At 60.4% G+C, this 12,185-nt stretch carries 11 protein-coding genes; 7 read left to right on the top strand and 4 right to left on the bottom strand.

The genetic code is table 11. The annotated features are described in order from the left end of the window. Positions 1–10 precede the first annotated feature (10 nt). The gene (locus AC1DYJ_RS23740) at positions 11–166 is read right to left on the bottom strand and encodes a DUF1127 domain-containing protein (RefSeq protein ID WP_142867119.1); all 156 of its coding nucleotides are present in this window, start codon (positions 164–166) and stop codon (positions 11–13) included. A gap of 390 nt (positions 167–556) precedes the next feature. Here AC1DYJ_RS23740 and AC1DYJ_RS23735 point away from each other — a divergent pair, with 390 nt between their 5' ends. Continuing rightward, the gene (locus tag AC1DYJ_RS23735; protein ID WP_477282079.1) at positions 557–1,531 is read left to right on the top strand and encodes a nucleoside hydrolase; all 975 of its coding nucleotides are present in this window, start codon (positions 557–559) and stop codon (positions 1,529–1,531) included. A 165-nt stretch (positions 1,532–1,696) separates the two neighbouring features. Next, positions 1,697–1,957: a hypothetical protein gene (locus tag AC1DYJ_RS23730; RefSeq protein WP_477282078.1), complete on the top strand. Its 261-nt coding sequence runs from the start codon at positions 1,697–1,699 to the stop codon at positions 1,955–1,957. Between the two features lie 79 nt (positions 1,958–2,036). Here the strand turns inward: AC1DYJ_RS23730 and AC1DYJ_RS23725 are convergent, their stop codons facing one another. Beyond that, complete coding sequence (locus AC1DYJ_RS23725; RefSeq protein WP_477282076.1) at positions 2,037–2,684, bottom strand: class I SAM-dependent methyltransferase; 648 nt, start codon at positions 2,682–2,684, stop codon at positions 2,037–2,039. A gap of 182 nt (positions 2,685–2,866) precedes the next feature. Between AC1DYJ_RS23725 and AC1DYJ_RS23720 the strand changes: the two genes are divergently transcribed. Continuing rightward, positions 2,867–5,044 carry an adenylate/guanylate cyclase domain-containing protein gene (locus AC1DYJ_RS23720; RefSeq protein ID WP_477282074.1) on the top strand — a complete coding sequence of 726 codons (2,178 nt, stop codon included), beginning with the start codon at positions 2,867–2,869 and terminating at the stop codon, positions 5,042–5,044. 140 nt (positions 5,045–5,184) lie between these two features. Then, positions 5,185–7,371: an adenylate/guanylate cyclase domain-containing protein gene (locus AC1DYJ_RS23715; protein ID WP_477282072.1), complete on the top strand. Its 2,187-nt coding sequence runs from the start codon at positions 5,185–5,187 to the stop codon at positions 7,369–7,371. 136 nt (positions 7,372–7,507) lie between these two features. Here the strand turns inward: AC1DYJ_RS23715 and AC1DYJ_RS23710 are convergent, their stop codons facing one another. After that, positions 7,508–8,011, bottom strand: a complete 504-nt coding sequence (locus AC1DYJ_RS23710) for a YHS domain-containing (seleno)protein (protein ID WP_477282070.1) — start codon at positions 8,009–8,011, stop codon at positions 7,508–7,510. A gap of 12 nt (positions 8,012–8,023) precedes the next feature. Beyond that, the gene (locus AC1DYJ_RS23705) at positions 8,024–8,614 is read right to left on the bottom strand and encodes an ankyrin repeat domain-containing protein (protein WP_477282069.1); all 591 of its coding nucleotides are present in this window, start codon (positions 8,612–8,614) and stop codon (positions 8,024–8,026) included. Positions 8,615–8,966: 352 nt separating this feature from the next. On the opposite strand from AC1DYJ_RS23705, the gene AC1DYJ_RS23700 reads away from it, so the two are divergent. From AC1DYJ_RS23700 to AC1DYJ_RS23690, 3 genes are all read left to right on the top strand, one after another. Further along, positions 8,967–9,974, top strand: coding sequence for an AI-2E family transporter (locus tag AC1DYJ_RS23700; RefSeq protein WP_477282067.1), 1,008 nt, complete (start codon positions 8,967–8,969; stop codon positions 9,972–9,974). Positions 9,975–10,459: 485 nt separating this feature from the next. After that, positions 10,460–11,815: a selenium-binding family protein gene (locus AC1DYJ_RS23695; RefSeq protein WP_477282065.1), complete on the top strand. Its 1,356-nt coding sequence runs from the start codon at positions 10,460–10,462 to the stop codon at positions 11,813–11,815. Beyond that, on the top strand, positions 11,812–12,183 hold the full coding sequence (locus tag AC1DYJ_RS23690) for a 2Fe-2S iron-sulfur cluster-binding protein (RefSeq protein WP_477282063.1): 372 nt from the start codon (positions 11,812–11,814) through the stop codon (positions 12,181–12,183). Before AC1DYJ_RS23695 ends, AC1DYJ_RS23690 begins: the two co-directional genes overlap by 4 nt. Positions 12,184–12,185: the final 2 nt, after the last annotated feature.

Raw genomic sequence — 12,185 nt, 5'->3', positions numbered from 1 at the left:
GTTGCTGCGCTTAGAACGGCAGCCGTATCTCATCGATCGCCTTCGATTCCGTCCAGCCAATGTCCTTCTGGATCTCCGTCGGCAACGCATTCAGTGCCCGCACGGTCTTCCTGTGCCTGCTGGCGCGCGCCAAGGCGGCGCGAATTCTGGTGAGACTTTCAAACATCGGTTACCTCCATGCAGCAGCAGAGCGCTGCCTCGAGCCCGCTCTTGCACGGCCTCTGTAACCGATCGATTTCGCGGCAACGGTGAAGCGGTTCACATAGCGTGCCCGCCCGGAAACATTTGTATGCAAATCAGTTCAGGGGATGGGAGAAGCGCTACCAAGGGTGGCGCCTGAGTAAACGCGCCAACGATGTCAGACACTTGGCCTGCTGGCCTGAAGTGTCGATTCAGCCGCTGTCGGCCAAGCCGTTGTTCCGGAGCCTGCGAACCTTCGGATGCCGGCGTCGGGCAGAGCGGGTTGGCACTACATCTGTCGAGAACCAGAACCTTGACGGCGCAAACACGCCAGTCTCTTGTCCCGGCAGACTCGGCCGACGGAGGAGGAACCACCATGGAAAAGATCATTCTCGACTGCGACCCCGGGCATGACGACGCGATCGCCATCCTGCTGGCGGCAGGCAATCCGAACATCGACCTCCTCGGCATCACTACGGTTTCGGGCAACCACAATGTCGAGAACACCACGCGCAATGCGCTTTCGGTCTGCACCGCCTATGGCATCAAGGTGCCGGTGGCGAAAGGCTCTCCCGGCCCGCTCCTCATTGACCAGATGCTGGCCGTCGAGATCCATGGCGAGACCGGGCTCGACGGCCCCGACCTGCCGCCGGCCTCGTTCGAGCTCGACAAGCGCCATGCCGTCGACTTCATCATCGACACGGTCATGGCGCACGAGCCGAAGACGGTCACGCTGGTGCCGGTCGGTCCCTACACCAACATCGCGCTTGCCGTGCGCAAGGACCCGCGCATCGTCAGCCGTGTGAAGAAGGTCGTCGCGATGGGCGGCGCCTACACGCGGGGAAACATCACACCTGGGGCGGAGTTCAATGTCTATGGCGACCCGGAGGCCGCCGACGTGGTCTTCCGCGCCAATTGGGACGTCACCATGGTGGGGCTCGACCTCACGCACCAGGCGCTGGCGACGCCCGACCTGCAGGACCGGGTGCGCGCCATTGGCGGCCCGATGGCCAAGTTCATTCTCGATATCTGGGCATTCATCGCCACCACGCATGGCGGCCTCCTGCAGATCGAGTATCCCGCCATCCATGACGCCTGCTGCGTGGCTGCCATGATCGACCCAAGCGTTTTCACCACCGAGAAGGCCGATATCCGCGTCGAGCTTGCCGGACGGTGGACCAAGGGCATGACGGTCTGCAATTTCGAAAAAATGGGCGGCATGCACCATTTCGGCGGCACGGCGAGCGAGCAGACCGACTTCCGCCACACCGTGGCGATGAAGCTCGACCATTCCAAATTCTGCGATCTGATCGTGGATGCGCTGGAGCGGCTGGTGAAGGCCAAGGGGTGACGCGCCAGGCAACGCTCCTGCAGGGCTCCGCGAAATCTGGTTCTCTGAAGAGGTTCCCCGAGAGAACGAAAATATTAAACTGGCCGCCAGCGTAACGTTTTTTGCCTGCCACCGAAACAACAAGGGGGAGATTCATCCCCGATTGGGAAAGGTAGGAGAAACGTCATGCTGAAATCCATACTTGCAGCCGCAGCCTTGGCTATGGTCGTCGCTCAACCGGCATTCGCAGACGATGCGATGATGAAATGCGACGACGCATCGATGATGAAGTTGCAGACCGACATGGACGCCATGGCCGGCGACGCCATGAAGAAGGACGCAGCCATGAAGGAAATGGACATGGCAAAGGAAGCCATGAAGGCCAACAAGGCCGACGATTGCGTGATGCACATGGACATGGCCATGAAGGCAATGAAGAAGGGCTGAGCGGCCAGCCGTCAACGGGATGAGGCCCGTTCGCGGGCCTCGTTTTTTTGAACGAGGTTCTGCCGCGGAGAGAACCGGCCTATAGCTTCCTGAAAAAGCCGGACAGGATATTCGGACCCGCCTCGCCCGGCCGCAACCTGATCCCGTCCTCGAATCCATTCAGCGTCACGCATTCGAAGCCGTGGTCCGCCAGCAGCGCCACCAGCGACTCCCGATCGAAATGGTGCAAATGCTCGTTGGGCAGACGCATGCGCCACGTCTCGAACCACGCGTCGCCATCGGCGCCGAGCTCACGCCAGCGGCAGTAAGGAACGGCGATGGCCACATGGCGGGCCTGAAGGCGAGCAAGAAAACTGAGGTCAGGGATGTGCTCGAGCACGTCGAACATGGCCACGAGATCCCACGAACCGGCGAGCGCTTCCTCCCAATCGACAAAGCGCACACCCTTGGGCAGCGGGAACCTGGTGATGTCGCAGCCGGCGCAGTCGGCAACCCCGGTAATCTTCGCGGCTTCGATGAAGGTACCGGTGCCATAGCCGATCTCGAGCACGGACCGCGGTATTTCACCGGTGATCCCCAGCACCCAGCCAAGCCGCTGATAGCCGAGCTTGATGGTGCGGTCGCTCAGGTCCTCGTAGTAGGACATGTATTTCTTGTCGTACTTGATCGGCGTGACGTCGATCTGGTGGATCACGCCAAACCGGTCGATCTCGTAATTGTCCAGCATTGGCGTACGGCCCCCCGGGAGTGCGAAGCCTTACATGATGGAGCTGAACGTAAAGTAAGTGACCGGGGCTGCGTGATTGCATTGACCGCCGCCCCAGGGGGGCCGAGAACGCTCGCAATCAACGGAGTACTGGAATACGCTCGTCAGCGAGGCGTTGACCTAGGGGGGGGAAGACACCGCACATGGAGCGAAGGCTTACCGCGATCCTTGCTGCCGATGTGGTTGGCTACAGCCGCCTCATGGGCGAGGACGAGGTCGGCACGCTCGAGCGGTTGAAAAGTTGCCGTCGCGAACTGGTCGACCCCGCGATCAAGGAATTCCACGGGCGCATGATCAAGCTCATGGGCGACGGCGCGCTGGTCGAGTTCGCCAGCGTCGTCGATGCGGTCCAGTGCGCTGCCATGATCCAACGCCGGATGGCCGATCGCAACAAAGATACCGCCGATGCCCGCCAGATCCGGTTTCGCATCGGCGTCAATCTCGGCGATGTCATCGTCGAGGAAAATGACATCTATGGCGATGGGGTGAACATCGCCGCGCGCCTCGAGGCTATGGCCGAGCCGGGAGGTGTATGCATCTCGGGCACGGCGTTCGATCACGCGCTGCACAAGGTCGATGTCGGCTTTGCCAGTCTTGGCGAGCAGCGCCTCAAGAACATCGCCGATCCGGTTCGTGCGTACCGGCTGCTGCTGGATCCCGCGGCATCGGGCAAGGTCGTGGCCGCGCCACACCGGCCGGGATCGCGCGTCATGATCATGGCGGGTGTCGCGGCTCTGGCATTCGCCGTGCTTGCCGGCATTTTCGCATGGCAGAAGTTCTCAGCGCCATCGCGGCCGTCAGTTGCCGTGCTGCCGTTTGCAAACCTCGGCGGCGATCCTGGCCAGGACTATTTCGCCGACGGCATCACCGAGGATCTGATCACCGACCTCACCAAGCTTTCCGGTCTCGACGTCATCGCGCGCAACTCGGTGTTCGCCTACAAGAACAAGCCTGCAGCGCTGGCGGACGTCGCGCGCGACCTTGGCGTCCGCTACGTCGTCGAGGGGAGCGTGCGCCGCACCGGCGAGCAAATCCGCGTCAATGCCCGGCTCATCGACACAACAAGCGGCGATAATCTATGGGCGAACCGGTTCGACCGCGGCATGGCTGGCGTGTTTGCCGTCCAGGAAGAGATGAGCGGGGAGATCGCCAAAGCGCTCGGCATGCAACCTTCAGCAGCGGAAAGCGAGCGCATGGCGCGCCCGCCGACCGAAAACCTCGAAGCCTACGACTTCTACCTTCGTGCCGAGCAGACAGCACGGACCAGCCGGCGCGACGGGCTGCGGGAGGCGCTTGCGCTCTACGACAAGGCGGAGGAACTTGATCCCGCCTTTGCCGAAGCCTTCGCGGCGGATGCAAGCACAACAGTCTATATCTGGCGCGAATCGTTCAACGACATTCTGCAGAGCGCGCCCGCGCGCAAGCGCGCCTATGAGAAGGCAAGCCGCGCGCTGCAACTCGACCCGGGCCTTTCGTCGCCTTATGCGATTCTTGGCATCATGCAGGTCGTGGATCGCCGCTACGAGGAAGCCATCGCTTCGGTCGAACGAGCCGTCGCACTCGGCCCCGGCGATGCGGAGACGCAAATAGCTCTGGGGTACGTGCAATTGTTCGCCGGCAATCATGCCGAGGCAGCCGCAGCGGTCGAGACCGCGCTCAGGCTCGATCCCAACCTTTCACCCATCAACCGGCAAATTGCCGGTCTGGTCTTTCTCATTCAAGGGAGCAACGACAAGGCGATCGAGGCGCTCGAACGCACCCGCGACGACGCACCGTCAGTCGGAGACTTCACGGTCACGCTCGGTGCCGCCTACGCCCGCGCCGGCCGGCTGCAGGATGCCAAGGCGGCGGTCGCCGAGGGACTGGCTGCCATGTCGACACCGGGGTTCGATTCGTTGTCCGCATACCGGGTCAACGGTGCGCAATACCGCAACCCGCAGGATCTGGCTCTCATCATCGACGCGTTACAGCAGGCGGGCTTGCCCGAATGGCCGTTCGGCTTTACCGGCGACGAGCGCAATCGTTTGAAGGGTGGAGAGATTGCCTCGCTGGTGCTGGGCCATACGCTGCAGGGCCAGCTTGAACCAGGTCTCCAACAAGCCTTCCTCCAGATCGGGAGCGACGGCAAGGCAGCCTTCCGCTCCACGACGCGGCTGGTCACCGAGACCGTCCGTGTCGATGGCGACCTGCTGTGCGAGCTGAGCGAGAATATGTTCGGGCGCCCGGACTGCGGACCGGTCTATAGGCGCCATGTCGATGAAGGCGGCGGCTATTCCTTCGTCAATTCAAGCAAGGTGTTTCACTTCACGGTGGTTCAGTAGATGCGCGTCTGGGTGATATCTCAGGACTCGCGGATAGAAGGACATCCCTCTGGAAAGCGGCTGCGCACGCTCGCGTCCGACGCGGGACTGGAATAGGCTGCAGCGAAGCCGCGTGATCGGACGGGAGGGCGCAGGCAGGTATGGAGCGACGGCTCACCGCAATCCTTGCTGCCGATGTGGTTGGCTATAGCCGCCTCATGGGCGAGGACGAGGTCGGCACGCTCGAGCGGTTGAAAAGTTGCCGTCGCGAACTGGTCGACCCCGCGATCAAGGAATTCCACGGGCGCATGATCAAGCTCATGGGCGACGGCGCGCTGGTCGAGTTCGCCAGCGTCGTCGATGCCGTCCAGTGTGCTGCCATGATCCAGCGTCGGATGGCCGATCGCAACAAAGGCACTGCCGATGCCCGCCAGATCCGGTTTCGCATCGGCGTCAATCTCGGCGACGTCATTGTCGAGGAAAATGACATCTACGGCGATGGCGTCAACATCGCCGCGCGACTGGAGTCGATGGCCGAGCCAGGGGGTGTATGCATCTCGGGCACGGCGTTCGATCACGCGCTGCACAAGGTTGATGTCGGCTTTGCCAGTCTTGGCGAGCAGCGCCTCAAGAACATCGCCGATCCCGTTCGCGCCTACCGGCTCCTGCTGGATCCCGCAGCCGCAGGGAAAATCAAGGTGGCCGTTCGCCGGCCGGTATCCCCCCGGGCGATTGGGATGGCAGGAATCGCGGTCCTGCTCGTCGTGCTCCTTGCAGGATGGTTTGCGTGGCAATCGAGGACATCTTCCCGGGCCGACCGACCATCGGTTGCCGTGCTGCCGTTTACAAACCTCGACGGCGATCCAGGCCAGGACTATTTCGCTGACGGCATCACCGAGGATCTGATCACCGACCTCACCAAGCTTTCCGGCCTGGACGTCATCGCGCGCAACTCGGTGTTCGCCTACAAGAACAAGCCTGCAGCGCCGGCGGACGTCGCGCGCGACCTTGGCGTCCGCTACGTCGTCGAGGGGAGCGTGCGCCGCACCGGCGAGCAAATCCGCGTCAATGCCCGGCTCATCGACACAGCAAGCGGCGATAATCTGTGGGCCAACCGGTTCGACCGCGGCATGGCTGGCGTGTTTAGTGTCCAGGACGAGATGAGCGGGGAGATCGCCAAAGCGCTCGGTATCCAGGCTTCGGCAACGGAGAGCGAGCGAATGGCACGCCCGCCGACGAACAATCTCGAGGCCTACGATTACTATCTACAAGCCGAGACGGCGTCACGCAGCGGCCTTCTGGCCGGTCTGCGGCAGGCGCTGGCGCTCTATGAAAAGGCGGAGGGGCTCGACTCCGCCTTCGCCGAAGCCTTTGCGGCCGACGCGCGCACCACCGTCTATGTCTGGCGCGAGGCCTTCAACGACATCATCCAGAGCGCGCCCGCACAAAAGAGAGCCTATGAGAAGGCGAGCCGAGCTTTGGAACTCGAACCGGACCTTTCGTCGCCCTATGCCATTCTCGGTATCATGCAGGTCGTGAATCGCCGCTACGAAGATGCGATTGCCTCTGCCAAGAAGGCTGTTTCACTCGGTCCGGGCGATGCAGAGGCGCAAGCAGCCCTTGGATATGTTCAACTATACGCCGGCAATCACGCCGAAGCTGCCAATGCGGTCGAGACGGCGCTCAGGCTCGACCCCGACCTTTCACCCATCAACCGGGAAGCTGCCGGACTGGTTTTTCTTCTGCAGGGGAATGCCGAGAAAGCGATCGAGACTCTCGAACGCACACGCGACGACGCGCCCACAGTTGCCAATTTTCGCTTTACGCTCGCTGCGGCGTATGTCCGCGGCGGCCGTCTACCGGATGCGAAAGCCGCAATTGCCGATGGGCTCCGCCTCGGAGCAGGGTCCAGCTACGTGGACTCCTTGGCTGGGTGGCAGATGACTCAACATTTCCGGAACCCGCAGGATCTGGCGACCATCGTCAATGCGCTGCGCCAGGCAGGACTACCCGAATGGCCCTACGGCTTTGCCGCGGACGAACGCGACCGGTTGAAGGGTGCGGAGATCGCGTCCCTCGTCCTTGGCCATACACTGCAAGGCCAGATCGAACCCGCTCTACGACCAGCCTTCCTTCAGATCGGGAGCGACGGCAAGGCGGCCTTCCGCACGACGACGCGGCTGGTCACCGAAACCGTCTACGTCGATGGCGATCTCTTGTGCGAGCAGAGCGAGAACCTGTTCGGGCGCCCCGACTGCGGTTCCGTCTACAGACGCAATGACGCAGCCGGCACAGGCTACTCCTATGTCAACACAAGCAAGGTGTTTCACTTCACGGTCGTCCAGTAGACGAAGCTAGAGCATTTCACCGTTTCGCGGAAACGGCGAACCGCTCTATCTCTTTGTTTTTACGCAATTCCCAAGGGAAAGCGCTTCGCGCTTTTCCCGGGAAAACCGATCACACCTTTCCTGGAATTGCTCTAGCTCAGTGGTACTTGTCGAGCTCCAGATTGGCCGCGACCTGCGGCCAGTTGGCATCGGCTTTCGGTATGTTTTCAGCCGCATGTGCGGCGAAATCATCCGCATTGTCGACGTCGTAGATCAGGTAGAGCTTGCCGTCGATAATCTTGAATGCTTCCGGATCGACATTGACCGTGACCCCACCGCCCACGACTTCGCCAGCGCAGTAGCCGCCATATTGAGGAGCGTACTTGACCGGCTCGCTCATGAACATTTCCTGGTGTTTCTTGCTGGCGAAATGCCAAGGTGTCCCCAGCCATTCATAAGTGAATTCTTCGGAGCCCTTCACGGCCTTGCCGTCAGTGAAATAAGCGACCGTGTCGTAGCCCATGATCGCCACACCGCCGAAATAGCCGGTGTTTACCGAGTCGTCGGCCCAGGCCGATCCCGCGCCGGCGACGGCAGCTACAGCGACCAGGGCCGCCGCCCCCAGATTCCGAACCAGTCGTGACTTGATCATCGTGCTCATCTGCATCCTCCGTCAATCGTGGATTTCTGCGCACTTCGCCGCGTTCGCCTCGCCAAGGATTTTGGCTTGGCAGGTAGCACCATGGCGTTTCAACAGTCGTAAGATATCCGTATTGCCCTTCCAGAATGCGCGCGTTGCCGGCATGTAACCATGACCCTCGGGATGGTTCACATCGGCACCTTTGGCGATAAGGAATTCGGCCAGTTCAAGGTGGTTTTCCTCAACGGCCACCAGCAACGGCGTAACGCCCGCCTTGTTGGCGGCATCGTCGAGCACCGCGTCTTTCTCCAGCAGCAGCTTGGCGATAGGCAGGCTGCCCGAGAAGGCCGCGGCATGAAGCGGGGTAAAACCGCCCGAGTTACGCGCCATGACGTCGGCGCCCTTGCCCACCAGGAATTCGGCGATTTCGGGCTGGTTGTCGAGCGCTGCAGCGATGAGGAGGGTTGCCTGGTCGCGTGCCCGGCTGTCGACGTCCGCACCGCCTGCCAGGGCTTGCTCCACGGCACCCTTGTCGCCGGCGGCGATGGAGTCGAACAACGGCTCACCTGCGGCTGCCGTCGTAGCCGCCAATACCAGCATTCCAAGTGCCAGCAGTCCGCGCATGACGCAGGGATAGCATATATTAGCCTTGAATCATACAAGCTGCTTTGGGCTTATCGGGGCAGATGCTGGCGGAGTTCGTGATGTTCAACGGAAGAACTGATGTCGCATTTGGGCCGGAAGCGGAACGTCCGCTTTCGGGATGATGGGGCTAGAAAGCCGACCTTTTCATCCAGGGTAATGCCGACCGCTTTGCGCCAGAAGCTGGGCTCCGTGATTTCATATCCAAATATCGCGTTTCAGATCGCACTCGGACAGCTTAACACACGTATTGGGCGCGCTTGTTCGCTTGCGCATCACCGGGTATCAAACTAATTGAAACCGAAGAGGACTTGGCTGCCTCCGCAGGTGAAAAGTGCTGACTTTCCCAGGGTTCTATCTCGCGTCGTGCCTGCTCGCGCTTGTTGCGCTCGTCGCCGTTCTCGAGCTCGGCCTGCTTCCGGCACTGCTTTCGGGCCTTCTCGTGTTCAACCTCGTTCATTTCGCCGCACCGATGCTCCATCGAATCGGGGTCTCCAGCAGCCTGACGAAAAGCCTTGCGCTGACCTTGGTGGCATTGATTTTCATGCTCCTGATCGCCGTTGCTATCTTTAGCGGCGTGTCGCAATTGACTGGCGGTTCGGAGAACGTCGTAACGCTCCTCAAGAAGATGGCCGAGATCATCGATACCGCGCGCGTCCATCTCCCAACCTGGGCGATGGACTATTTTCCGTCGAACATCGAGGAACTGGAAGTCTTCGCTGCCCGATGGCTCCGCGAACATGCTGGCCAGCTTCAACTCGTCGGTCGGGATTTCGGCGTCCTGGTGGTCCACATTATCGTCGGCATGGTGATCGGCGGCTTGATCGCGGTAAGCTCGGCGGCGGCATCGGGCGAGCCTGGCCCATTGGCGGACGCGCTGGCGGATCGTGTCAACTTACTGAGCAAGGCCTTTCGCAACATCGTGTTCTCGCAAATCCGGATTTCTGCGTTGAATACGTTTCTAACTTCGATCTATCTCGTCGCTGTTCTGCCGTCCTTGGGCATCGATCTGCCATTCATCAGGACGATGATAGCGCTGACTTTCGTCGCCGGCCTTCTGCCGGTCGTCGGCAATCTGATCTCCAACACGGTGATCGTGGTTGTCAGCCTCAGCATCTCCTTCCTTGCAGCAATAGGCTCGCTTGCCTTTCTCGTCGTCATTCACAAGCTCGAATACTTCGCAAACGCCAAGATTATCGGTTCGCGGATCAATGCGCGTGCCTGGGAGCTTCTTCTGGCGATGGTTTTCATGGAGGCCTGGTTCGGTATGCCGGGTCTTGTCGCCGCGCCGATCTATTATGCCTATCTGAAGGCTGAACTGACGATGCGCGGGCTGATCTAGAGTTGGAGCACCTGGCAATTTGACCACGCAAGCATGCCTTGCGCGATGACAGAGCCTGAGCCACGATTGCCGTTCCATGGATGATGTTCTGCGGCTTCAGTGACCGGCTAAGCGCCAGAACGGCCAATCGGATGCAACTTCGCAGATGACGGCAATGGGGCCGAAAGCGGAATGGCTGCTTCGGGGCTCAGAAGGCCAGAAGCGGACCTTTAAGCGCCGTGCGTATATCGGCGTGACCTGACCAGTTGCTGACCTGGTTATGGTTCGCTGCCATACGCTCCGATGATGATTGGGCCGCTGCAAGGGTTCTCAATAACCCTCGGGCGGTCAATACGTGGCGTCCCATGGGGGCTCTGTCGCCAAGTTGTGCGTCACGTGCGCACTTCACAAGCCACCCCGGCCATAGCGCCAATGCCAAGCATGCACTAACATTCCAGCTCGACCCCGTTGGGGCCGGCCAGTGATCTGTTCAAAGGGAAGTACCCATGACCAATCATTGCTGTGGACCGGGCTATGCTTCTCCAGCCGAGGCGATGACGGCACCTCGCGAAAAGCTGCTCTATACGATTGCCATCTACACCGGCACGGGCATTCAGAAGCCGGACTATCTGTGCACCATCGATGTCGACCCGGACAGTTCGACCTACAGCCAGGTGATTTCGCGTTTGCAAATGCCGGGCATTGGCGATGAGCTTCATCACTCGGGCTGGAATGCCTGTTCGTCGTGCCATGGCGATGCGAGCATGGAGCGGAAATATCTCATCGTGCCGGGTGTACGCTCGTCAAATCTGCATATTGTCGATTGTGGCACCGATCCCCGCAATCCGACCCTGTTCAAGGTCATAGACGGCGCTGACATCAAGGCCAGGACCAATCTGTCGGCTCCGCACACTGTGCATTGCCTCGGCTCGGACATCATCGTTTCCATGCTTGGCGACGCTCAAGGCAATGCCCCCGGCGGCTATTTGCAGCTCAGCAAGGAGTTCGAGATTGTCGGCCGCTGGGAAAACTCCATGGGCAGTATCAAGTTTGGTTATGATTTCTGGTACCAACCGCGACATAACGTAATGGTCAGCTCGGAGTGGGCCGCGCCCAACACCTTCATGCCTGGCTTTGACCTGGAAGAGGTTGGCCATCTTAAATATGGCCGGGAGATCCATTTCTGGGATTTTGAAAAGAAGGAGCCAAAACAGACATTCTATCTCGGTGAAGATGGCCTGATCCCACTGGAAGTGCGATTCCATCACAATCCCGACAGCAGTCACGGATTTGTTGGCGCGGCCCTTTCGGCAAACATCATCCATTGGTGGAAGGATGCGGCGGGCGACTGGCAATGGGAAAAAATCGTCGATGTCGGCAATGAGCCGCATCCCGAATGGCCGATACCGATACCGGGCGTGATCTCGGTCATTCTGCTCAGCATGGACGATAGATATCTCTATCTGTGCAACTGGTTGCATGGCGACATCCGCCAGTACGACATCTCGGACCCTCACAACGCCAGGCTTGCCGGACAAGTGTGGATGGGCGGACTTCTCGGCCGTGCACCTGAGGTCAATGGCGTGAAAGTGACTGGCGGGCCGCAGATGATACAGCTCAGCCTCGACGGCAAGCGTCTCTACGTGACGACCTCGCTCTTCTCGACCTGGGACAATCAGTTCTATCCGGAAATCCGCACCAATGGCGGATGCATGCTGATGGTCAATTGCGATACGGAAAACGGCGGCATGGAAATTGATCCGCTGTTTGTCGTTGATTTTGGCAAGGAACCAAATGGACCAAGCCGCTGCCACGAAACCCGTTATCCCGGCGGTGATTGCACGAGTGACATCTGGGTATGACCAACTTTACCATCACTCTCGCCAATCAAGGCGGCGCGGCCTTTGACGTCGATCGGCGCAAGCCCCTCTTGCAAAGCTTGCGCGAGCAGGGCGTGGACCTGCCCTACGGGTGCAAGTATGGCGGCTGCATAAGCTGTGCGGCCAAGATGATCAGCGGCAAAGTCGACCAAAAGGCGCAGCGAGCGCTGAACAACCGCCAGATCAACAATGGCTACATAATCCTCTGCGTTGCCCGGCCCATGAGCGACTGCACGCTGGAGGTCGGCGTTGAAAGCCACGACAAGCTCTATCGCAACCCCTTCCTCGACCCCCTGGCTCCGCATGAATTGAAAGCCGATATCGCGACCCCGCTGGACGACAAGACATGACC

The organism is Mesorhizobium sp. P2_B11 (assembly GCF_056404855.1).
Note: the sequence above shows the minus strand (reverse complement) of the source record. Positions and strands in the feature narration are given on the sequence as shown.